Here is a 21,706-nt window from a genome sequence, read left to right on the forward strand (position 1 = left end):
AAGATATAAAACTGGGATGTTTCTCTTTCAACCAGGCCAGTTCATTTTAGATCATAAATGATACTGTTATCATTAACTATATCTTTTGCCTGCGGCCTGTTATAAATGATTTGATATCTATCCTTCAAAAAAGGAAATCATCTTATCTAAAATCTCAATACAAAATAAGAAACAGAGGCCCGTCCCATTCTGTATTATATCTGTTTGCTATAATTAGTATAGGTTTATCATAACGATAAATATCATTTTTTGTATTTCTCTTTAAAAGGAACCAGCAACCACTTCTCCATATTATAGTCCTGGCTATAATATTCTCGGAAGTTCAAAATTATAGTTTCCTTCATTCTTTCTTTCGGTATGCAGCTCTAAGTGGTCTTCTGAAAAGAAATATAGTTCTTAGTATCTCTCAAAGGAAATAGTCTGTAAGTGTTCCATTTTTATAATGCCAGTAGGCGTGAAATTATTACGTATGTATTTCATTTCCAAACTCTCCTGTAAAATCAATAATCTTGTATTTTTTCTTTTGATATAATCTGAAAAAAAAATATTTCTGCTGCACTATTTTGCAAACGATCGTATCTCTAAAGAAATAAAATATATACTTCAGGTACTTTTGGGTATTTAATGCGGGCTACTAAACTGAAATTTTTTAAGCAGCTTATATTGGAAGTTTTTTCATTAAAATTATGTAGATAGATATATATTCTAAAGCTAGCAAGAGTATCTTTCAAAGGGTTAAAACTGCTTAAATAATTTTTAGAGGTCGGCTAATCAAAATTATTTTTTATAGATTTATCGCTCAATATATAAACGATTTTCATGACAACATTAAAAGGTCCTGGAATATTCCTTGCCCAATTTCTTGGCGACAAACCCCATTCAACAATTTCGAATCGATTTGTCTTTGGGCTGCAGAAAAGGTTTTGTGGCAGTGCAGATTCCGACTAGCGATCCTAATATTTTGATCTGAAGCTGGCGGAAAGTAAAAACTACACCGATGAAATAAAAGGTCTGTGCATTGTCTTGCGGTCTTGAAATTTCTGAGCTTTCAACGCATTTACAGGGCAATTGGTAGCTGTGCATCCTGCATACGACGACCTTTTTGACGGCTTTGCACACGCCAGAATTTCGTGGCAACTCAAAAGCCAGAACAGAGTGGGCTGTACAACAATTGAAATACGCAGCGAAAGCATCTCAAAACCTGGAACTCAATGCCCATGCTACTTTTAGCGGTTCGTTATTGTGGCACACGTTTCATCCCTGGCCGCAAAGACCGGCTGGCTTGGTTGATGAAGGATTCACTGAATTAGCAAAAAAGATGGACACCTATCCTGGATTATTTTGATGAATGCGGCGTAGATGTTTGTTATGAAATTCATCCTGGAGAAGACCTTTTTGATGGTGAAACATATGAGATGTTTTTAGAAAAGGTGAATAATCATGCAAGAGCTTGTTTGCTTTATGATCCTTCCCATTTTTGTGTAAACAATTAGACTATATACAATATATAGATTTTTATCATGAACGCATACGTGCATTTCATGTAAAAGACGCAGAATTTAATTCAACTGGTAAACAAGGAACTTTTGGTGGTTATCAAAGTTGGCACAAAAGAGCGGGGCGATATCGTAGCCCAGGCGATGGTCATGGATTTCAAAACGATATTTTCTAAACTCGCTGAATACGACTATAAAGGCTGGGCTGTGATGGAGTGGGAATGCTGTCTTAAGCATCCGGAAGATGGAGCCAGAGAAGGGGCGGAGTTTATCAAGAATCACATCATCTAAGGGTTACTGATAAAGCTTTTGATGATTTTGCAGTAACTGGTACTGACACTGATTTTAATAAAAAAGTGTTAGGCCTTGAATAATAATTTATACTTTAGCTACAAATATTTTTATATGAAGAAAATCTTACTCGTTATCTATTTTATCTGTTATAGCCGCATGCGGTGGAGGAGAAACTGACAAGAAATCTGAAGGTGAAGGATCTGCATCTACGTCGACATCAACAACATCGAATCAGAGATTTATCATCTAATCCTGTTTATCAAAAAGGCCTTGAGCTTACAGGAAAATATCAATGTCCTACTTGCCATAAAATCGATGAAAAGCTTACTGGTCCTGCATATAGGAAGTAGCGAATAAATACCAGGTGCTGATGATGCTAAAATGGCAGAGCTTTCTAAAAAAAATCATTGAAGGCGGTTCTGGTGTTTGGGGCGAAATTCAATGACACCGCATCCGGAATGTTTCTGAGCAGGAGGCAAAGAAATGGTACAATACATTCTCCTTCTGAAAAAATAAAAAAGGTTTCTGTAAGTTAGTTTAATCACGATCTGCAAAATCCTTTTGTACTCGCAATTATTAAATCTTAAGTAAAAATGAATAAATATAGCATCCATTGCGTGTATCGCTGCGTCGGCGTTTATTGTGTATTCTTCGCGCCTAAAGTATACAGAAATACACCTCCGACCGCTGCACCGGCGCCAGCGCCCGCCCGGCAACACCAGCGCCAGAAACTGAACCGGCAAATCCAGCCCCTGCACCAGCGCCGGAAGCAGCGGCAAACGTGTTAACTGAGCAGGAAAAAGTCAGCGGGCTGGAAACTTTTATTTGATGGCACTACATCTGACGGATGGCATGGCTATGGCTCAAAAACTATTGGGACAGCATGGAAAACGGCAAATGGAACTTTATACTTAGATGCTAATAAAGACGGAACACCTAAAACCGGTGGAGATATCGTCAGTGATAAGGAATACCGGAATTTTGAACTACAGCTGGATTGGAAAATTGACAAAAACGGTAATAGCGGCGTAATTATTTACAGTAATGAGAATAAAGATAAATACAGGTGGATGTGGAAACAGGACCTGAGATACAGATTGTTGACAACGAAGGTCACCCCGATGGAAGAATATTTAAACACCAGGCTGGTGATTTATATGATCTGATTCCAGCAAAGAAAAAAGCAGCCAATGCTCCGCTGGAATGGAATCATTATTTGATACGTTGTGTAGATGGAAAGCTGGACGTTTATTTAAACGAGGTTCATGTAATAAGCACAACCATGTGGGATGAAAACTGGAAAGGGCTTGTTGCTGGTAGTAAATTTAAAGGAGCTTCAGATTTTGGTACATATAAAGTAGGCCGCATCGGCTTGCAGGATCACGGAAATAATGTATGGTTTAGAAATATCAAAATAAAAGAATTGTAAATATTTGAATGTTATTTAAACGCCGCTTTTGTCTTTACAAAAGCGGCGTTTTAATGCCTATGTAAACTCGTTCGTTAAACAATAAAAAAGCTATACGTTTAAATACGTATAGCTTTTTCTATTCATAGAAGAAGGGTTATCCCTCTATTTTCGTAATCTTAATAGTATTTGTAGGTATTTTTAAATGCACGGGCGTACTACCAGTACTTACGGCAATATCGTGTTTGTTTAAAAAGCCATTTTTCTTAAGTATGTTTATCTGATCAGAAAAAATGGTATCAAGCTGCCTTTCATCATCATCATATAAAAGGCGCGAACGCCCCAGGCAAGGCTCATTTGATTGATCAGGCTTTCGTGCTTGGTGAAAATATACAAAGGTACTTTGGGCCTGTAGCTACTCAACATAAATCCGGTGTAACCGCTCTGTCATTCCTATCAAAGCGTTTGCAGCTACGTCTTTAGCCAGGTTACAAGCGTTATAGCAAACTGCATCACTTGTCAGAGTAGGCGAGTGGGGCTGAGGTTGTAATACTTCATCCAAATCATAATTGTATTCTGTGCGCTCAATCTCCATAATGATTTTGCGCATTGTTTCTACAACTAGTGTAGGATGCAAGCCTGTAGCTGTTTCACCGCTTAACATTACAGCATCAGCGCCTTCCAATACCGCATTGGCAACATCGGTAATTTCACTGCGGTTTTGGCTTGGTGCGTTCTATCATGCTTTCCATCATTTGCGTAGCCACAATTACCGGCTTAGCGCGATGGATGCATTTTTTAATAATGTTCTTTTGAATCAGAGGCACTTTTTCAACAGGAAGTTCAACACCAAGATCTCCGCGTGCTACCATTATACCATCAGAAGCATTGATAATGTCACGAATATTTGGAATAGCTTCGGGCATTTCTATTTTGGCTATGATCTTACTTTTGCTTTTATGCTTATCCAGAATTTTCTCAGCTTTTTGATGTCTTCCGTTTGGCGCACAAACTCAATGCTACCCAGTCCAATTGCTCTTTTATAATAAAGTCCAGATCTTTCAAATCTTTTGGAGTAAGTGCAGGCAACGATATTTTAGTATCAGGAAGGTTTACACCTTTCTTAGATGAAATAAATCCACCCAATAAAACCTGAACTTCAACATCATTGTTAGGTAATATTCTTTTTACAATCACTTCCAAGTTTTCCATCGTCGATCATGATCTTATTGCCCACTTTTACATCTTTATGAAAATTGGGATAATGGATGTAAAGCTTCTGCTTTGAATGTTTCCTCAGCCTTCGATACAACTTTTGTAACGGTTTTTTTTTTGATGCTAATTTTTTAGCCATGATATTTTTAATATTAATTTATTGTCTTTTTTAATAAACGATGTTTTATTGGTGTTTATATAAAAGCATAAGAGCACATTAAGCAGCTCTTATGAAAAGTGAGTTCTTATTTCCAGTTTAAGATATTCGAAAACACAAATTCTTCAGGATTGCTTACGAATTGCTTCGCTGCTTCTACATCTTCTGCTGTTAAATATTGAAGATTGTCTTCAATCACCATTTTGTTTTAGCGTCTTCAATATTTACCAGTCTTGTTTTTACTTTACCATTTTCGCCGGTTACATCTTTTAAGAACAACGGGTTAACTTCACCTTTATTGTTTACTGTTACAACACAACCTGTTAAACCCTGATCAAAAAGTTTTTTAACGCCTGTGCCTAACATGGTACAATATTGTAAATCAAAAGCTGCTGGCGGAAGACAACGTAGTTCGTATCCCAATTCTACAGGGCGGCATTTAATGTCAAGACCTAATTCTTTTAGTTTATTCTGAAGTAATATATTATAGATATGTGCTTTACTTACATTACCCAATTCAGGGTGACCATGTGCATCATAAGTAAATTGTACACCAGACTCTTTAATCACTTCATCGGTCATAAAGTGGAAGATGCCTTCGCTTACAATGGCAACGCCATAACTAATGCCTAATATTTTTCTTTTAAGAATAGCAGAAACAATAAGTTTAGTAATGTTTTCAAAGTTTAAAGCAGCCTTTGTAAACATTTCCGGCATTACGATCATTGGTAAATGACAAGAAGTACCAATGCTAAATGCCAGGTGACCAGCTTCGCGACCCATTGCAGATACTACAAACCAGTTAGCAGATGTTTTAGCATCTTCATAAACGGTTTTTGTAATTCTTACGCCTTCTTCAGTTGCACTTTGATAACCGAACGTTGGTTGATTGTCTGGCAAAGGAAGATCGTTATCAATTGTTTTAGGGACGTGTATATTTTGAACCGGGAATTTATTTTCAGTTAAAAATGTAGAAATCCTGTTAGCTGTGGAAGCGGTATCATCACCACCGATAGTAACCAATAATTTCACGTTATTTTTTACAAAAAAATCGGTTGTAAACTCTTCATTTTTGGGTTTATAACGGCTCATGCGTAAAATAGAGCCGCCGCGTGTTAAAGCAGTATCTGCCGTTTCAAAATCTATATCAAGTGTTGACGCGTTTCCGGTAAAGAGGTTTTTGTAACCATCGTGCAGGCCAATTACTTTAAATCCACCTTTTAAAAAAATCTTCGATACAGAACTAATTACCGTGTTAATGCCGGGCGCGGGCCTCCGGCAGCAAGAATCAAAATACTTTGTTGCATAATTGGTTTTTATAAATTGTAAGCATCAAATATATTAAAAATAACGTTGTGTGTACAAAACACTTTGATTGTTTTTAAATTTTGATGACCCGTAACTTAATTATTGTGTATAAACAATATTTTTGATGATATTTTAATAAAAACATCATGAAATGAGACATAAAAATTTTCAAGTAGATTTTTATCAGGACGTCGAAAATTTTTATGGTAAATTCCATGTGACCTAAAAAGGAAATAAACACATACACATGAAGCAATTATTACCACTTATTGCGATTTTTACTACAATGGATAGCATGCACAGATTCAATACCCGGTTACTGAAAAGGAAACCATTACAGATGATTATTTTGGAACAAAAGTAGAAGACCCCTATCGTTGGCTGGAAGATGACAATGCAGAAACAACGAAGAAATGGGTAATAGAACAAAATAAAGTTACTGATGCCTATTTATCTAAAATCCCTTTTCGCGATAAAATACGAGCAACGGCTGGAAAAACTCTGGAATTATCAAAATTTGGTGCTCCGTTTAAAAAAAGGTGATTGGTATTATTATTTTAAAAATGATGGATTGCAAAATCAATCTGTAATGTACCGTACAAAAGATTTAAGCTCGGAGCCTGAAGTTTTTATCGATCCCAATACATTAAGTACAGAAGGTATCGTTGCTTTAAGTGGTATTTCTTTTAGCAAGTCAGGGAAGCTTTTGGCGTATTCTATTTCAAAGCGGGTAGTGACTGGCAGGAAATTTTCTTGATGGATGTAGAAAGCAAGAAGTTATTAAGTGATAAAATTGAATGGACCAAATTTGGCGGAGCGGCATGGAAAGGTGAAGAAGGGTTCTATTATAGCGCTTACGATAAGCCTGATGAAACATCAAAGCTTAGCAAGGCCAATGAGTTTCAGAAAGTATATTACCATAAAATGGGAACCGCGCAAAGCGAAGACCAATTGATTTATCAGGATAAAGAACATCCCAAACGTTATTACGGTTGTGGACTTACAGAAGATGAGCGTTTTTTAATTCTAAATATATCTGAAGGAACAAGCGGTGGCGAATTATGGTATCGTGATTTAAAGGATGATTCGCAAACGGAATTCGAGTTGCTGGTAAAAGGATTTGATACAGAATCTGACGTGATAGAGAACAACGGCGATAAATTATTAGTGAAAACAAATTATCAGGCACCTAATTATCGTGTGGTGATAGTTGATCCTAAAAATCCTGCGCGTGAAAACTGGAAAACCATTATTGCGGAACAGAAAGAAGTATTGCTGGGTGTTGGCACAGGGGGCGGTAATTTATTTACCAATTACCTGAAAGATGCATCGAGCCGTATTTATCAGTATGATTATAACGGAAAACAAATTCGTGAAATAAAATTGCCTGGAATTGGCTCTGCTGGCGGATTTGGAGCAGATAAAGATGACAAATATTTTTATTATAGTTACTCGTCTTATGCTACGCCGCCGTCTATTTATAAATATGATATTGCAAGTGGCAAATCAGAATTGTACAAAAACTACTGAAATCAATATGAGCACTGCTGATATTGTAACCGAGCAAATATTCTTCACAAGTAAAAACGGCACAAAAGTTCCCATGTTTTTAACATATAAAAAGGATTAAAGAAAGATGGTAATAATCCTGTTTTGCTGTATGGATATGGCGGCTTCAATATACCTATGACGCCGGGCTTTAGTGTAAGCAATACATTTTTGTAGAGCAGGGCGGTATTTACGTGGTAGTAAATCTTCGTGGTGGTAACGAATATGGCGAAAAATGGCATAAGGCCGGTATGTTGTTAAACAAGCAAAATGTGTTTGACGATTTTATTGGCGCAGCAGAATATCTTATAAAAGTAAATACACCAACAACAACAAAATAGCTGTTCGTGGTGGTAGCAACGGCGGATTGCTGGTTGGCGCTGTAATGACGCAGCGTCCAGATCTTTTCAAAGTCGCCATTCCTCAAGTTGGTGTTTTAGATATGTTGCGTTATCACAAATTTACTGTAGGCTGGGGCTGGGCTGTAGAATACGGAAGCTCCGATTCTGCAAAATATTTTCCTTACCTGTATAAATATTCTCCGTATCATAATTTAAAAAAGGAACTTCTTATCCGGCAACAATTGTAACCACAGGCGATCATGACGACCGTGTTGTTCCTGCGCATTCCTTCAAATTTGCTGCAAGGTTGCAGGAATATCACAAAGGTGAAAACCCAGTGTTGATTCGTATAGAAACCAATGCAGGACACGGAGCCGGAAAGCCCACCAGCAAAGTGATTGAAGAAGCTGCAGATATTTGGGCATTTACCATAGAGAGTATAATTTAGGGATGGGGTATAAGGAGTGAATGTTGGTCAATGGTCAATAGTGAATAGGCAAAGCTCTGAAGGAGCCAAACAATAATGGCGGGATGCGTAGCTTCCGGTTGAAAAGGCTTGAGCAATTATTGAATGTTGGTAAATCTGATTTAAATGTAGGATGGGCAATGTGCTACAATTGAAGAGTGCGACGCAATTTCGATGAGTTATGTTCGACAGCCCGGCCAATAAAAAAATAGTTAAAGATCATTTTAATAAACCCCATTTCTTGTGAAAAAAATTATAGCCTTTTGTACCATCTTGTGTTTTTTGTTTTCACTAAATGCCCAAACAGTAAACGAACCCAAAAATAATCCTGAAGAATGGTCAACACCTTATGAGCCGTTCCGCATTGCAGGTAATTTATATTATGTAGGTACGTATGATCTGGCTTGTTATTTAGTTGTAACTAACAAAGGAAATATTCTAATCAATACAGGTCTTGCTGGTTCACTTTCACTAATCAAAAGGAATATTGAAAAATTGGGCTTCAAATACACAGATATAAAAATATTATTGACCAATCAGGCGCATTTTGATCATGCGGGTGCATTAGCTGATATTAAAATGCAAACAGGAGCAAAATTGTATGCTGATGTCGGAGATGCAGCAGTGCTGAAAGACGGCGGAAAATCCGATTATGAATTGAGTTACTTAGAGTTGCGTTTAAGCCGATTGTTCCCGATCGTCTTTTAAAAGATAAGGATATTATCAGGCTTGGCCATACAAAAATTATCATGTTGCATCATCCGGGGCATACAAAAGGTTCGTGTAGTTATCTGCTTGAGGTTAAAGATTCAACAAAGACCTACAAAGTGCTTATAGCCAACATTCCAACTATTATCACGGATAAAGGCTTTTCGGAAATTCCTGCATATCCCAATATCAGAAAGGATTACGTGTACACTTTGCAAGCTATGAAAAACCTCGAATTTGATATTTGGGTAGCGGCTCATGCCAGTCAGTTTGATCTTCATACAAAACGTAAACCCGGTGATAAATATAATCCCGCTGCTTTTGTTGATAGAAAAGGTTACGAAGCTGCACTTTTAAAGGCAACAGACGCTTTTAATAATCATGAGTAATTTGCTGGGTTTAAATCAGATCCATGCACCGCTTAAATTATGGTTCTGCTTGCATTTGCTAAACCTTTTACCTCTATTTTTGTAGTTATTCAAATCAAATTATATATGGCAGACGAGAATGTAGAAAGAGTTCATTGTTTAATTATAGGTTCGGGGCCAGCGGGTTATACTGCGGCTATTTATGCGGCACGGGCTAATCTTAAACCTGTTTTGTATCAGGGAATACAACCAGGCGGCCAGTTAACAATAACTACTGAAGTGGAAAATTATCCGGGTTATGCGGAAGGTGTGCAGGGACCTGAAATGATGATTGATTTTGAGAAACAGGCAAAACGTATGGGTACTGATATTCGTTACGGCTTAGCTACCAAAGTTGATTTCTCAGGCCACCCTCATAAAGTGTGGATCGATGATGAAAAGTTGATAGAAGCTGACGCTGTAATTATTTCAACCGGAGCTTCGGCAAAATGGTTGGGTCTTCCGAGCGAGGAAAAATTGAATGGCTTTGGTGTGAGCGCTTGCGCAGTTTGTGACGGTTTCTTCTTTAAAGGAAAAGAAGCTGCCATTGTTGGTGCGGGTGATACTGCTGCGGAAGAAGCACTTTACCTTTCTAAAATTGTAACTAATGTGCACATGCTGATTCGTAAAGAGGAAATGCGTGCCAGCAAGGTTATGCAGGATCGCGTTTTCAACACACCGAATATTAATGTGTATTTCAACACCGAAACCGAAGAAATATTAGGAGACAATAAAGTGACCGGAGTACGCGTAAAAAATAATAAAACACAGGAAGTGAGTGAAATTCCAGTCAGTGCTTTTTTCGTGGCGATCGGGCATCAACCCAATTCAGATATCTTTAAAGATTTTCTTGAAATGGATGAAACCGGTTATATCAAAACGGTTCCCGGGACTTCTAAAACCAATGTTGAAGGAGTTTTCGCGGCGGGTGATGTGCAGGATAAAATTTATCGCCAGGCTGTAACCGCAGCCGGAAGTGGTTGTATGGCGGCATTGGATGCGGAAAGATATTTGGGAGAGAAAGGGTTGTAATTCTTAGCACAATATGCTCATTACACTACATCTGGAAAAATTACAATTCTTTGCATATCATGGTATGTATGAAGAAGAAAAAAGTTGGGGAATGAGTTCGAACTAAATATTTCGGCCTCGTTCTTCTCAACTGAATCTATTGTTTCTGAAATAGACGAAACCATTAATTATGCTGAAATTTATGAGTTGGCCAAAACTGAAATGCTGCAACCACGAGAGTTGCTCGAAGCCTTCCTTACTCAATTAGCCGAAAAAATAAAAGAACAATTTCCTCAAATAGTTAAACTTAAAATGAGTTTATATAAATTGCAAATGCCGCTTACACATTTTCAGGGACGAATAGGTGTTGAGATAGAAAAAGAATATTAGTTTTTTTTAATACCTGTTGCGTTTGCTATCAAGTGCTCGTTTTTGTATAAAACTATATTTATGAGAAACACATTTGTACTTTTAACGATCCTCTTTTTTTCGGCGTGTTCTAAATCGGATAATAAAGTAAACACAGACTGCGATGCTCAAATGATTGCAAAGTTTAAAGATCAGATAACCTGTACAGAAATTCCAGCGACGGGGCCTTGTAATTATTTAGCAAAAAGGAATTTATAAAGGAGAGCGGATATACTTTATCGATATTATTTGCGTCGCATGTAACACTATCCCTCCGCAGGAAGGTTATAATTGCGATGGACAAAAAATAGCCATCGAAAATTTTAACCAAAATGTTACAGATGTTGAGGCGGTAAGCCCTAAAAGAAAGAATTAATATAACTTATTTCAGATTAACCTCGCCAAATGCAAAAGGCAACAAATCCTTTGCTGTATCAATAATATAAACAGTGCCTTTCATTCCTGCAAGTATAAGCCTGATAGGATGGTTCACTCTTGTTTCATATTCCAATAATGCCTGCCTACACATGCCGCATGGCGAAATGGGTTTGTCGCTTAAACCCTCTAAACCCTCTAAACCCTCTAAAGCTTCCTGTGGCTGATAAGTAATAGCCATAGTTTCAATCACTTCATTTGGGTAAAGGGTGCCAACTGATGCCAACAAACTACGCTCGGCACAAATTCCTACAGGAAAAGATGCGTTTTCCTGGTTGGTGCCTTTACAACTTTGCCGTTAGCTAACCTCGCTACGCTTGCTACATGGAATTTTGAGTATGGCGCGTAAGCAATGGGCGTAAGTTCCCTGGCTTGTTGTAGTAAAGCCGCATCATCCTTATCAAGATCATTAATACTATTGGCTACTTTATAACTGAATTCGTAATGCTTTTCTTTCATTCTATTAAAGATACTATATGCACCTGGTCTTACCGCCCCGGTCTGATCAAAAAATAATAAAGTAATTTCAATATAAATTAGTGGACAATTGCGTCCTCTAAAAAATTATATTTGTAGCATTCAAAATCATAAAAATTTTCTCATGTTTAAAAAAGTAGTTGTTTTTGCTATTGCCAGTTTATTTACTTTAAATCTATGGGCTATGAAATCGGAAGATCTAATCGGGAGATGGGATATCACAATGGATAAAGATGGCCAGGAAAAACCATCTTGGTTGGAAGTTAAATTATCAGGAATTAAAACTTTAGTTGGCTATTTTGTTGGCGACGACGGTAGCGCGCGTCCTGTGTCAGAAGTGAAATTCGATAATGGAAAATTTTCATTTGCTATTCCTCCGCAATGGCAGTCAGAAGATAACGACCTTGTTGTTGAAGGAGAATTAACAAGTGAAGGATTGAAGGGAACAATGGTTTATCCAAATGGAAAGAAATATAATTGGACAGGTGTAAAAGCGCCTTATTTAAAAAGAACGGAGGCTCCGGTTTGGGGAACGCCTATTAAATTATTCAATGGTAAAGATCTTACAGGTTGGAAAGCTGTAGGCGCTGAAAATCAGTGGGTGGTAAAAAATGGTGTATTAACCAGTCCAAAATCGGGCGCTAACTTAATTACTGATCAGAAATTTGAAGATTTTAAGTTGCATGTAGAATTCCGTTATCAGAAAGGAAGTAACAGTGGTGTTTATTTGCGTGGCCGTTATGAGTTGCAAATTTTAGATAGCGACAAATCAGAACATCCTTCTAATGTATTATTTAGTGGTATTTACGGATTTATTGCGCCAAGCGAAATCAATTCCAAAGGCCCCAATGAATGGCAATCTTATGACATTACTTTGGTTGGCAGAATGATCACCGTTGTGGCCAATGGAAAAACGGTAATTACTAACCAGGAAATTCCGGGTATTACAGGTGGTGCTTTAGACAGCAAAGAAGGTGAACCAGGTCCGCTTTATTTCCAGGAGATCATGGCCCAATAGAATTTAGGAATATTACAATTACGCCTGCAAAATAAATTTATTTCGGGTTACATTTTGCTGCTTCAAAAAGCCTCGTTTGTTTTCAACGCCGAGGTTGAGCGTCGGTAGCTCGTCGGACTCATATCCGCCAGTTGGCGGACAGATTCGCTGCAGAATTATTTTTTAGAATAAAATTGAATTACATTTTGCTGGTTCAAAAAAGCCTCGTATATTTGCATCGCGAGGTAGAGCAGCGGTAGCTCGTCGGGCTCATAACCCGAAGGTCCCAGGTTCGATCCCTGGCTTCGCAACTAAATTTCCCGCCGTAGTTTGGCGGGTTTTTTTATGTAGATTAGTTTATCGGTTTTTTATGTTTACTGTTTATGTTTTACATAGCAAATCGTTTGATAAGATATACATTGGGTTTACCTCGAACCTTAAAGAAAGGTTATTATCGCACAATGAGTTAGGAAAGAAAGGATGGACGATAAGGTTTAGGCCTTGGGATTTGATTCATCAGGAAGAGTTTGTCAACAAGCCTGATGCGATGAGAAGAGAAAAAGAATTAAAAACGGCAAAGGGACGGGAATGGATTTGGAAGCTGGTTAATGGTTAGAGCTCATATCCGCCAGTTGGCGGACCCAGGTTCGATCCCTGGCTTCGCAACTAACTAATAGCCGTTCGCTTAAATGTGAACGGCTTTTTTATTTGAATTGAAGATTAGTTTATTTTTGTTTCGGCTTAAGAATATCTGGCACTGTCTTGCGTCGCACATTTGATTTGTGTTACACAACTCAACCTTTTTAGCCGCGTTATATAAATCCTGATTCGTTGGGGTAATTCTATTTTTATGAAAGCAAATATTTTATTAAGGAAACTATTAGCTGCGGCTGTACTTATACAAATACCCGTGTGCTTTATTTTGACTTTCATTATTATTAACGTAATTCGACCAGGGTCAGTACTCTTTTTACCTTCGGTTATGTATCAAGGATTTGCTTTTTTATGTTTTTATTGATATTCTTTAGTGCAGAATATTTTAGGTCAAGGACTATTATACACTATGTAATGGCATTTTTTATTTCGATAGTTGTCTTTTACTTGATGCTTCCCAATCAAGAAGTCTCAATACTTGATTTTTTTACTAATAAGGATTCTTTATTTTCTATTTATCCATACATAATTATGCACATAATTGTTTTTTACTTATTTATGGGTATAAATTTTCAAATCCTGAAAATCCAGCAAAAAATGAAATCAGGTTTTGTAAACATATTTGGAAGACCCAATGCGGGTAAAAGCACTTTGCTGAATGCGCTGATGGGAGAGAAGCTGGCTATTGTATCACATAAGGTGCAAACCACAAGACATCGTATCAAAGCCATTCTTACCGAAAAGGATTATCAGATTATTTTCAGTGATACGCCGGGTATTATTAAACCCGAATATAAGTTGCACGAAAAATGATGCAATCGGTAAAAGGTGCGCTGGAAGATGCTGATGTGGCTTTGCTGATCGTTGATGTAAATGATAATTGGGAAGATTGTGATGCTATTTTCAGCGCGTTGAAATTGCGGGTTCCAGCCGTGCTGGTGTTAAATAAAATTGACCGTGCCGGACAAGAGCGTATTCAGGGCGCTAAAGATTTTTTCTGAAAAACCGTATTGTAAAAAATTGGTAGCAATATCAGCCTTGACCGGCATCAATTATAAAAAATTCTTACAACCGATTTTAGAGTTATTGCCGGATGGCGAACCGTTTTACGAAGATGATAGCATTAGCGATTTGCCGGAAAAGTTTTTGTAAGTGAACTGATTCGAGAAAAATATACGAACTGGCGCAGGAAGAAATTCCTTATCACACGGCTGAACCAATCATATTCACGTCATTATCATTGATACCATCTGTAGGGGTAAGGCGCGTAGTTATATCGGCGAAAATATTTCCATCATCTGTTTTGCCAGAAACAGCCAAATCAGACAACATATACTCAGTGCTAATGGGTACGGAAATATCCCTTGTTTCTAAATGACTCCAATAGGTACGCAAATGCCGGTCAGCCAGAGCGATTGTTGCATCAACCCAGAGCGGGTTGAGAATGTCAAATCAGGTTCATAAAATGAAAGTGGGTCAGGCTTTAAAAAATCTTTGCTACAGCCTGATAATGTAATAGAGATTATACCAATTACAAATAAAACCGATATATAAAAATTATTCCGTTTCATATTTTAATTCTTTAAAAACTTAAATTGATTCCCAATGTGAATATTCTCGGCGCCATCTGGCCGGTTTCGATATCCCAATACCTCCAGTTCTTATCTTTACGCCATACCGCTACATTACGTATAGAACCAAAAACTTTTAGATTCTGTATATTATAAGATGAAATTAATTTATTAGGCAAGGTATAGCCAAGGCTTATATTATCGAGCCTTGCAAAAGACCGGTCAAATACCCTTTGAGGCGCATTCAGACCTGCGGGCCCTTTTGATTCTAACCTGCCCCAAAAATCGCTTGGGTTTTCCGGCGTCCAATATGGCTTATCGTAAGTATTAGCAAGGCCCTGGCTAATTGTCGAAGTTCCGTTATCCTGGTTCAGGTAAGCTCCACTAAGACTTTTATGCCCCATGTAGGAATAAATGTTGATAGCAAAATTGAAATTTTTGTAAGTAAAATCATTGCGCAAAGACCACATGATCGGCGCCTGTGTTTGCCCAAGAAATTCTCTGTCCTTATCATTATAAACAAATGTTGTGCTACCATCCGAGTTTTGAATATCATCTGCCGTGTAGTTATTAGCAACTTTAGGATCACCAGGACGTTGTTTGTACTTATCGGCTTCTTCAATCTCATTAACCTGCCAAATGCCGGTTACCCTATAATTCCATATAGAGCTGATAGGCTGGCCAATGAACCATCCATTTCCGATATCGTCAACTTCTTTACTGGCTACAACATTTCCGCTTGCATCCAACACATCAACATAACTGTAGTAAAGGTGCTTGATGATGTTTTTATATTTTGAAAACCCAAGAGTGGTATTCCAGGTAAAGTTGTTCTTAACAATATTCTGAGAGTTTATTGTTATTTCAAATCCGTTATTTTGCACTTCGCCAAGGTTGGTTGTAATGCTGGTGAATCCTGAAAAATCCGGTAAGGATTGATTCATGATCATGTCAGTAGTAGACATTTGGAAATAATCCAATGTTGTTGAGATACGGTTATTAAGAAAGCCAAGATCCAGGCCTATATTAAAAGATGCTGTTTTTTCCCATTGCAAATTCTTATTCTGCATTCGGTCTATTCTCAGATATTGAAATTGTATATAGTCCCCGCTTGCATTTATATAACCTTGAGTACCCACACCATTGGCAAGGTTAGCTAATGCGATGTAAGGATTTTCGAGTGAACGATTTCCATTTTGCCCATACGACAAACGTAACTTACCATTACTCATTGGGGTCCAGTTAAAGAACTTCTCTTTAGTAAAGGTCCAGCCCAATGCGGCTGAAAGAAATGTAGCTCGTGGATTGGAGGTACCAAATGCTGAGTAACCATCACGACGCACAGAACCGGTAAACATATACCTTTCGTCGTAAGAATAGAAAAGGCGGCCCAGCATACCATCTGCAGTTTGACGGCTGTCTTCTGTATCAAATTCGCTCAATAGCTTATCTCCGCCACTTGTTTCATGAAAGCCCAAAGCATCAGAAGGTGTTATATTCCTTGCTCTGATAACATCCTGCCAGAACTGTCGTTCTTCTGACTCCTGAACCAGGGTTACATTCACACGATGTTTTTCAGCAAAGGTTTTCTCCCAGTTAATGGTATTATTGATAGACCAGTCAAAACGTTTATTATGCTCACGATCAACACCGGCATTATTAGTAAGTGGATTCCAACTTGGATGTGATGATGATGCAAAATACCGTCTGTAATACCACTGATACCTAGGAGATGCGTTAAAAGTGTAATTGATATTAAACGGTAATTTTACCTTAGCTGTAAGAATAGAGTTCAAAACTGTGTAGCCACTTTCAAGATCCTGAAACTGCCTGTTAAAATCATAGTTGTAACCCCTTACAACACCGGTAAGCCCCGCCCCTGCGGATATACCTCAAGGTTTCCGTTCTCATCTCTATAAGAAGCAAAAGGGCTGTTAAAAGTTATTGCACTACCCCAATCCGTCGCTATATTTCCATCAGAACGATCCTGAAAGTTTATATTAGCACCAATGTTTAACCAGTCTGTTATTTTGCCATCAACCTTAAGGTTAGAACGTATCGCTTTGTAATTATCGCCAACTATAACGCCTTGGTTGGAAAGATAGCCGGCAGACATGTAATAATTGATCCTGTCACTAGCACCTGAAACACTGAGATTATAATCCTGATTGAAACCATCACGGAAACTATGATCATACCAATCGAAGGTATTCCCGGCAAGGTAATTAGATAAAACGTTATGATCAAGACCTATACGCCTTGCATATACCTCATCATCAGCCCATCCTTGTGGATTATCTTCATAAGCCCTCCAGTCTGCTTCAGTAATGCCGTATTTAGCCAACATATCAGGGGTGGGTTTTTCATAATAACCGGGCTTACCCCCAGACTCACCACTTACATAAGCCTCATAATTACCAGTAGATGGATTGATGCCGTAAGTATCTGATTTATACCAATCTTCCCTATACTGTAAATATCCCTCGGGGCCCCAAACCCGGTTAGCCCCCATTGTTGAAAGCCCAAAGTTTGAAGTGAAGTTAATTTTAGGTTTTCCTTTTTTTCCTTTCTTAGTAGTGATGATAAGAACTCCGTTAGCAGACTGCGCACCATATACTGCCGCCGCCGAAGCATCTTTGAGTACATCTATTTGCTCAATATCATCAGGATTAATTTCAGATAATTCACCATAGAAGATCATCCCGTCCAGAATAAGCAGCGGCGAATTATGATTTGCAGCCGTGTATACAGAGCGCTGGCCGCGAATATTGATACTACCGCCATTTTTTGCAGAAGCGTCTAAGCCAATAGTTAAACCTGGTGTACCTCTTAAAATATCCTGAACCGTTCGGGGATTTTCATCAGCAATTTTATCAGGCTTAAGCTGAGTAATAGCACCTGTGAGATCTTTTTTCTAGAAGTTCCATAACCTATTACTACTACATCTTCAAGATCGCTAGTAACCTGTTGGATGGTAATCACCAAAGATGTCTCTTCATCAATAAGTACTTCCTTTGTAATGTAGCCTACATGAGTTACTTCAAGCATATCTCCTTTAACAGCTGAAATTGCAAACGCTCCTTGAGCGTCTGTGTTTACACTCCGGTTTGTCCCTTTAATATTAATTGTAACGCCTTCCACCTCAGTACCAATTGAATCAACCACCTTACCGTTTATATTCTTTTCCTGCGCATTAGCACAAAAAGAAAAAAGATAAGTAAGAAGGGCATAAATAATTGAGCAACCAGCCACTTCCCATCAATTATAAAAGCATGGCATTGCCAGTATTTTTTGTATTCTTTATTCATAATAGTCATTAATCATTTTAATAAAAATTCATGCAGGGTATCATTGATTCCAGTAGATCTATTTTATAATTGATATATATTGAAAAAAATCCATACAAATAATATTGATCTAATTTGTATCAGTTATTTGCAATTATCTGATGCTCTAGTAAAAAGTCATTATGTTGAAGTAATAGATCAACATTGTCCATTAAGGAAAGATTATGACGACAATTTTACCGGCTTATATTATCAATCGTTATATTCTCCATACTTAGTACAATCGCATAAAAACGCTTATCATTTCGCCAAGTGTAAAATAAAAGAACATCTCTTGTAGGTTTTGTTCAACCTTTTGTCGAAACGTTCCAACATTTCAAACATAATTAATAGAGGCCCATAAGAAATCTCTTCAACGGATTTACAGCCCCAATCGTAAGGATCAAGACATTTGTCAAAATTTTTGAAATATTGTAGAATGAAAGTATGTTACGAATAGTAAGTAGAAATACCGAGTGCGTTAGCCAGAAAAGAATTAACGATGCCTCTAATGAAAAAGCAGCTACAATTAATTTGTAACTGCCTTAATTTTTAACGCTCGTTGCTAAAAGAGTTTATGCCGATAAGAGTTGTCAACAACCCTTTGTAAGAAATCGTAAATTTTTAGGACGATATCGGAGCATACTAATTATTGATCACAGAAATCGTTTTTGAATATTGTTGCCCTCCATCCTTATCCACTTGCACTATACGAACAAATATTTTTTTGCATGTTCGTCAATTGAAGCATTTCTCTTTGTACAAGCTATTGCGCCAAAAACAAACATGCTTAATACAAACAGATTCGTTTTTCTTTTGAAACGAAATCCGAAGCAAACCAATGCAAGTGCCAGAGATCCGCTAATCAAAGATATTGCCTTAGACTTCTCGATCTTAAAGTTATACTCAACTTTCTGATCGCTGTTTCCGTTATGAGCTTTACTTTCCACAGATGTAAGTTTTATAAAATTTTTACCGTCTGGAGATAGCTCAATATCAAAATGATCATTATTTACTTCAGACTCAGTAGACCACTCAATATTTAATATTCCATCATTTGCAGTTGCAGAAATATTACCAAAAACCACAGGTAATGCTGCTGCAGGTTGAATTACAATATCGTCAATACGCAGCCCGACTAATTCAGTAGTACTTATTTCTATCGCATCTATGGTGGCGAAATCTACGTTAGAAGAAAGATCTATGTTTCTTGAGGCAATAGGCGTTCCAGCGAAAACTTCGGTAATTGCATTGCCAACCTGGACTCCATTCCTCATTGCTATAACAGTTAGGGTTTGAGAGTTTGCATTATTAGGGGCCAATTCAATGCTGCTTAGTTTAAACTCGCCTCCCGCACTGCTCTTTAATATAGCCTTCGAAATAGCAGTCGTAGTACCGGTTCGGTTAAACGTCAAAAAGATATCACTGCTAAGCGCGCTATTAATAATTCTTATACTTCCTCCTGTCCCATCTCCTTCTACAACAGCAGTTAATCCTGAAGGTGCATTATTGGTGCTGCTTACAGGTATATCCCAGGAAGCTGAAGTTGCAGTACTTTGTGCATGCAATGTTCCTGCAGCAAAACTGGTAAAATCATAGGTGCCATATATAATCTGTGCCTTAAGCGTCGGCAAATAGCAGGTGATTAAACCCAATAAAATAGCCAAAACCTTGACCGACTGAAGAGATGATGCCTTTAGATAGGAAGCTGTAGATTTTGTCTTTCTGTTAGTTAGCGCAGTTGCATAAAATAGCATAGCAGGGAATTAAAGTTTAAAATAAAAGTGGTTTAGAGAATTAAATAGATGAATGGGTGTAGCAATAATTTAAAGGGCTTATTAATGGTTTCTTGGCTTTGGTAAACTTTTAGACAGCAAATTCTATAACAAATATTTCTAATTATATACTAGCAAAAGTAGTAATTAGAAGAGGAAATTTCAGTCGTTAAAAGAAAAAGCAGCTACACTTTTAATATGTAACTGCTTGATTATTCTTGCTCCCCCTGCTGGACTTGAACCAGCGACCCTCTGATTAACAGTCAAAAAATTATATTTTTCAATCATTTTCGTTTCTTTTGGAACGAAAAAAATTCGTTATATTTTATTGAAAATCAATCAGATATAAACCAAATCTAAAAGCAAGTGGAAAATGATTTTTTTGTATTTTTTAAATCTTGTGGGTGAAATTGTGGGTGAAATTTTTAAACAAGATTGAGTAATTTTAAACATAAATTATACGCTATGAAAGTATCTGTAACATCGATTTTATACACAAGACGGGAAAAGTCAAACGGTAAATACCCTGTCAAACTGAAAGTGATATTTAATAGAGAAAAAAATTTTATTCGACTTCTGTTGACTTGTCAAGAGAAGAGTTTGAGAAATTTCACATTGACCGTTCCTTGCAAAAGAATTATAAAAAGGTATCCTATTTAAGTAAGGCTGATAAGATTATAGAAACTCTTAAAGACACATTTACGTTTGAAAAATTTGAAAAAGAATTTTTAGTTAAACCCGTAAAATCAACGAGGAATAATAGTGTTATTGACGCATTACAATCGTATAAACATATCTTGGAAAGTGAAGGCAGATTGAAAAGTAGGGATACCTTTCAAGGCACAATCAATTGGATGAAGAAATTTAGCGAAAAAAAACTGCCCTCTTGGGATGTTGTTAATCCTGCTTATTTAAAAAAACTTGATGAGTTCATGAAGGAAAAGAACCTGTCTGATTCTTCCATCGGGATTTACATGCGAAACTTGAGAACTGTTTTTAACATTGCGATTTCTGATAAAGTTGTCGGCCAAGATTTGTATCCATTTGGTAGAAACCGTTATACACCTCCCGCAACCAGAAATATTAAAAAGGCTTTGTCTTTAGAAGATATTCAAAAGCTGTACACATATACTCCTGAAAGTGAGCAAGAGTCATGGGCAAAAGATTTATGGTTCTTTTCCTATTTTGCAAATGGACTTAATATAAAGGATATATGTCTTTTGAAATTTAGTAACCTTAGAGAAAGCGAAATTCAATTCACACGACAAAAGACAAAAAATTCCAGAAAGGCGAATCTCCAAAATATATCAGTTGTTCTTATTGATGATTTAAAAACAATTTTATCACGAAGAGCGAAGAAAAACGGAACTCCAAATGACTTTGTATTTGATTTGCTATCCAGTAAATCTACACAGGAAGAAATTTACAAAACTGTAAATCAAACCGTAAAAACAGTGAATAAGTATATGAATAGAATTGCGGGTAAACTCAAATTAAACAGGCTACCTACCACCAACTTTGCACGCCACAGCTATTCCACAGTATTAAAGCGTGCTGGCGTTCCTATAGAAATGATTAGTGAAAATCTCGGTCATTCCAGCATACGAACAACCCAAATTTATTTAGATAGTTTTGAGAAGGAACAACGATTGGAAGCAGCGAAACATTTGCTCGCCTTTAAGGATGTTGATAAATAATATTTGT

Annotated in this window: 27 protein-coding genes, 1 tRNA gene and 3 pseudogenes; 19 read left to right on the forward strand and 12 right to left on the reverse strand. The window is 37.3% G+C overall.

Features of this window, described 5'->3' with window-relative positions:
- Window positions 1-1,102 precede the first annotated feature (1,102 nt).
- The 5 genes from MKP09_RS16945 to MKP09_RS26490 all read left to right on the forward strand — a co-directional run bounded on the left by MKP09_RS16945 (window position 1,103) and on the right by MKP09_RS26490 (window position 3,219).
- Window positions 1,103-1,345: a hypothetical protein gene (locus tag MKP09_RS16945; RefSeq protein ID WP_240831528.1), complete on the forward strand. Its 243-nt coding sequence runs from the start codon at window positions 1,103-1,105 to the stop codon at window positions 1,343-1,345.
- A 28-nt stretch (window positions 1,346-1,373) separates the two neighbouring features.
- Window positions 1,374-1,493, forward strand: a complete 120-nt coding sequence (locus MKP09_RS16950; RefSeq protein ID WP_240833289.1) for a hypothetical protein — start codon at window positions 1,374-1,376, stop codon at window positions 1,491-1,493.
- A gap of 93 nt (window positions 1,494-1,586) precedes the next feature.
- A complete protein-coding gene (locus MKP09_RS16955) occupies window positions 1,587-1,787 on the forward strand; it encodes a hypothetical protein (RefSeq protein ID WP_240831529.1) in 201 nt (66 codons plus the stop codon).
- 791 nt (window positions 1,788-2,578) lie between these two features.
- On the forward strand, window positions 2,579-2,956 hold the full coding sequence (locus tag MKP09_RS28305) for a 3-keto-disaccharide hydrolase (protein ID WP_394801124.1): 378 nt from the start codon (window positions 2,579-2,581) through the stop codon (window positions 2,954-2,956).
- Window positions 2,857-3,219, forward strand: a complete 363-nt coding sequence (locus tag MKP09_RS26490; RefSeq protein ID WP_317235395.1) for a 3-keto-disaccharide hydrolase — start codon at window positions 2,857-2,859, stop codon at window positions 3,217-3,219. The genes MKP09_RS28305 and MKP09_RS26490 overlap by 100 nt, the downstream gene beginning before the upstream one ends.
- Window positions 3,220-3,474: 255 nt before the next feature.
- Here the strand turns inward: MKP09_RS26490 and MKP09_RS16965 are convergent, their stop codons facing one another.
- The 5 genes from MKP09_RS16965 to MKP09_RS16985 form a co-directional block, all read right to left on the reverse strand.
- A complete protein-coding gene (locus MKP09_RS16965) occupies window positions 3,475-3,624 on the reverse strand; it encodes a pyruvate kinase alpha/beta domain-containing protein (RefSeq protein WP_240831530.1) in 150 nt (49 codons plus the stop codon).
- Entirely contained in the window at window positions 3,614-3,883 is a 270-nt protein-coding gene (locus MKP09_RS16970; RefSeq protein ID WP_240831531.1) for a pyruvate kinase, read from the reverse strand. The genes MKP09_RS16965 and MKP09_RS16970 overlap by 11 nt, the downstream gene beginning before the upstream one ends.
- 25 nt (window positions 3,884-3,908) lie before the next feature.
- On the reverse strand, window positions 3,909-4,124 hold the full coding sequence (locus tag MKP09_RS26495; protein ID WP_262915488.1) for a pyruvate kinase: 216 nt from the start codon (window positions 4,122-4,124) through the stop codon (window positions 3,909-3,911).
- A gap of 52 nt (window positions 4,125-4,176) precedes the next feature.
- The gene (locus MKP09_RS26500) at window positions 4,177-4,410 is read right to left on the reverse strand and encodes a pyruvate kinase (protein WP_262915489.1); all 234 of its coding nucleotides are present in this window, start codon (window positions 4,408-4,410) and stop codon (window positions 4,177-4,179) included.
- 355 nt (window positions 4,411-4,765) lie between these two features.
- Window positions 4,766-5,890 (reverse strand): 6-phosphofructokinase, encoded by a 1,125-nt coding sequence (locus MKP09_RS16985; RefSeq protein ID WP_317235432.1) that lies wholly within the window; start codon window positions 5,888-5,890, stop codon window positions 4,766-4,768.
- Window positions 5,891-6,211: 321 nt separating this feature from the next.
- Here MKP09_RS16985 and MKP09_RS26505 point away from each other — a divergent pair, with 321 nt between their 5' ends.
- From MKP09_RS26505 to MKP09_RS17015, 7 genes and pseudogenes are all read left to right on the forward strand, one after another.
- Entirely contained in the window at window positions 6,212-6,421 is a 210-nt protein-coding gene (locus MKP09_RS26505; protein ID WP_317235433.1) for a hypothetical protein, read from the forward strand.
- A pseudogene (locus tag MKP09_RS16990) lies at window positions 6,321-7,408 on the forward strand (prolyl oligopeptidase family protein). The gene MKP09_RS26505 and the pseudogene MKP09_RS16990 overlap by 101 nt, the downstream one beginning before the upstream one ends.
- A gap of 212 nt (window positions 7,409-7,620) precedes the next feature.
- Window positions 7,621-8,015 (forward strand): annotated as a pseudogene (locus MKP09_RS26510) (prolyl oligopeptidase family serine peptidase).
- Window positions 8,009-8,215: a prolyl oligopeptidase family serine peptidase gene (locus MKP09_RS26515; protein WP_317235434.1), complete on the forward strand. Its 207-nt coding sequence runs from the start codon at window positions 8,009-8,011 to the stop codon at window positions 8,213-8,215. Before MKP09_RS26510 ends, MKP09_RS26515 begins: the two are co-directional and overlap by 7 nt.
- A gap of 261 nt (window positions 8,216-8,476) precedes the next feature.
- Window positions 8,477-9,330: pseudogene (gene bla, locus MKP09_RS28310) on the forward strand (subclass B3 metallo-beta-lactamase).
- A 105-nt stretch (window positions 9,331-9,435) separates the two neighbouring features.
- Window positions 9,436-10,380 (forward strand): thioredoxin-disulfide reductase, encoded by a 945-nt coding sequence (trxB, locus tag MKP09_RS17010; protein WP_240829758.1) that lies wholly within the window; start codon window positions 9,436-9,438, stop codon window positions 10,378-10,380.
- An 84-nt stretch (window positions 10,381-10,464) separates the two neighbouring features.
- Window positions 10,465-10,749 (forward strand): dihydroneopterin aldolase, encoded by a 285-nt coding sequence (locus MKP09_RS17015; protein WP_240829764.1) that lies wholly within the window; start codon window positions 10,465-10,467, stop codon window positions 10,747-10,749.
- Between the two features lie 400 nt (window positions 10,750-11,149).
- Here MKP09_RS17015 and MKP09_RS17020 read toward each other — a convergent pair whose 3' ends face one another.
- Window positions 11,150-11,431, reverse strand: coding sequence for a hypothetical protein (locus MKP09_RS17020; RefSeq protein WP_394801057.1), 282 nt, complete (start codon window positions 11,429-11,431; stop codon window positions 11,150-11,152).
- A 20-nt stretch (window positions 11,432-11,451) separates the two neighbouring features.
- Window positions 11,452-11,661: a hypothetical protein gene (locus MKP09_RS17025; protein ID WP_240829768.1), complete on the reverse strand. Its 210-nt coding sequence runs from the start codon at window positions 11,659-11,661 to the stop codon at window positions 11,452-11,454.
- Between the two features lie 142 nt (window positions 11,662-11,803).
- Between MKP09_RS17025 and MKP09_RS17030 the strand changes: the two genes are divergently transcribed.
- The 6 genes from MKP09_RS17030 to MKP09_RS26520 all read left to right on the forward strand — a co-directional run bounded on the left by MKP09_RS17030 (window position 11,804) and on the right by MKP09_RS26520 (window position 14,482).
- On the forward strand, window positions 11,804-12,697 hold the full coding sequence (locus tag MKP09_RS17030) for a 3-keto-disaccharide hydrolase (RefSeq protein WP_240831535.1): 894 nt from the start codon (window positions 11,804-11,806) through the stop codon (window positions 12,695-12,697).
- Between the two features lie 218 nt (window positions 12,698-12,915).
- A tRNA-Met gene (locus MKP09_RS17035) sits at window positions 12,916-12,987 on the forward strand.
- Window positions 12,988-13,046: 59 nt separating this feature from the next.
- A complete protein-coding gene (locus tag MKP09_RS17040) occupies window positions 13,047-13,292 on the forward strand; it encodes a GIY-YIG nuclease family protein (RefSeq protein WP_240829792.1) in 246 nt (81 codons plus the stop codon).
- Between the two features lie 635 nt (window positions 13,293-13,927).
- A complete protein-coding gene (locus MKP09_RS17045; protein WP_240831536.1) occupies window positions 13,928-14,143 on the forward strand; it encodes a GTPase in 216 nt (71 codons plus the stop codon).
- Window positions 14,140-14,331, forward strand: coding sequence for a GTP-binding protein (locus tag MKP09_RS17050; RefSeq protein ID WP_240831537.1), 192 nt, complete (start codon window positions 14,140-14,142; stop codon window positions 14,329-14,331). The genes MKP09_RS17045 and MKP09_RS17050 overlap by 4 nt, the downstream gene beginning before the upstream one ends.
- A gap of 19 nt (window positions 14,332-14,350) precedes the next feature.
- Window positions 14,351-14,482: a hypothetical protein gene (locus MKP09_RS26520; protein WP_262915490.1), complete on the forward strand. Its 132-nt coding sequence runs from the start codon at window positions 14,351-14,353 to the stop codon at window positions 14,480-14,482.
- A gap of 51 nt (window positions 14,483-14,533) precedes the next feature.
- Here the strand turns inward: MKP09_RS26520 and MKP09_RS26525 are convergent, their stop codons facing one another.
- From MKP09_RS26525 to MKP09_RS17070, 5 genes are all read right to left on the reverse strand, one after another.
- Window positions 14,534-14,662 carry a hypothetical protein gene (locus MKP09_RS26525; RefSeq protein ID WP_262915491.1) on the reverse strand — a complete coding sequence of 43 codons (129 nt, stop codon included), beginning with the start codon at window positions 14,660-14,662 and terminating at the stop codon, window positions 14,534-14,536.
- A 250-nt stretch (window positions 14,663-14,912) separates the two neighbouring features.
- Window positions 14,913-16,697: a TonB-dependent receptor domain-containing protein gene (locus MKP09_RS17055; protein ID WP_240825132.1), complete on the reverse strand. Its 1,785-nt coding sequence runs from the start codon at window positions 16,695-16,697 to the stop codon at window positions 14,913-14,915.
- A 59-nt stretch (window positions 16,698-16,756) separates the two neighbouring features.
- Window positions 16,757-17,794, reverse strand: coding sequence for a TonB-dependent receptor plug domain-containing protein (locus MKP09_RS17060; protein ID WP_317235435.1), 1,038 nt, complete (start codon window positions 17,792-17,794; stop codon window positions 16,757-16,759).
- Window positions 17,731-18,153 carry a carboxypeptidase-like regulatory domain-containing protein gene (locus MKP09_RS17065; RefSeq protein WP_240825118.1) on the reverse strand — a complete coding sequence of 141 codons (423 nt, stop codon included), beginning with the start codon at window positions 18,151-18,153 and terminating at the stop codon, window positions 17,731-17,733. The genes MKP09_RS17060 and MKP09_RS17065 overlap by 64 nt, the downstream gene beginning before the upstream one ends.
- A gap of 781 nt (window positions 18,154-18,934) precedes the next feature.
- Window positions 18,935-19,984, reverse strand: coding sequence for a hypothetical protein (locus MKP09_RS17070; protein ID WP_240825110.1), 1,050 nt, complete (start codon window positions 19,982-19,984; stop codon window positions 18,935-18,937).
- A gap of 602 nt (window positions 19,985-20,586) precedes the next feature.
- Here MKP09_RS17070 and MKP09_RS17075 point away from each other — a divergent pair.
- On the forward strand, window positions 20,587-21,699 hold the full coding sequence (locus MKP09_RS17075) for a tyrosine-type recombinase/integrase (protein ID WP_240831538.1): 1,113 nt from the start codon (window positions 20,587-20,589) through the stop codon (window positions 21,697-21,699).
- Window positions 21,700-21,706 lie beyond the last annotated feature (7 nt).

This window comes from Paraniabella ginsengisoli, assembly GCF_022513635.1.
GTDB lineage: Bacteria > Bacteroidota > Bacteroidia > Chitinophagales > Chitinophagaceae > Niabella > Niabella ginsengisoli.

Bases quoted from the DNA above. Each gene is read 5' to 3' on its own strand.
- MKP09_RS16965 (WP_240831530.1), bottom strand. From the start codon at position 3,624: ATGTTGAGTAGCTACAGGCCCAAAGTACCTTTGTATATTTTCACCAAG.
- MKP09_RS26495 (WP_262915488.1), bottom strand. From the start codon at position 4,124: ATGCCCGAAGCTATTCCAAATATTCGTGACATTATCAATGCTTCTGAT.
- MKP09_RS26500 (WP_262915489.1), bottom strand. From the start codon at position 4,410: ATGGAAAACTTGGAAGTGATTGTAAAAAGAATATTACCTAACAATGAT.
- trxB (WP_240829758.1), top strand. From the start codon at position 9,436: ATGGCAGACGAGAATGTAGAAAGAGTTCATTGTTTAATTATAGGTTCG.
- MKP09_RS17025 (WP_240829768.1), bottom strand. From the start codon at position 11,661: ATGAAAGAAAAGCATTACGAATTCAGTTATAAAGTAGCCAATAGTATT.
- MKP09_RS17030 (WP_240831535.1), top strand. From the start codon at position 11,804: ATGTTTAAAAAAGTAGTTGTTTTTGCTATTGCCAGTTTATTTACTTTA.
- MKP09_RS17040 (WP_240829792.1), top strand. From the start codon at position 13,047: ATGTTTACTGTTTATGTTTTACATAGCAAATCGTTTGATAAGATATAC.
- MKP09_RS17045 (WP_240831536.1), top strand. From the start codon at position 13,928: ATGAAATCAGGTTTTGTAAACATATTTGGAAGACCCAATGCGGGTAAA.
- MKP09_RS17050 (WP_240831537.1), top strand. From the start codon at position 14,140: ATGATGCAATCGGTAAAAGGTGCGCTGGAAGATGCTGATGTGGCTTTG.
- MKP09_RS26525 (WP_262915491.1), bottom strand. From the start codon at position 14,662: ATGTTGTCTGATTTGGCTGTTTCTGGCAAAACAGATGATGGAAATATT.
- MKP09_RS17070 (WP_240825110.1), bottom strand. From the start codon at position 19,984: ATGCTATTTTATGCAACTGCGCTAACTAACAGAAAGACAAAATCTACA.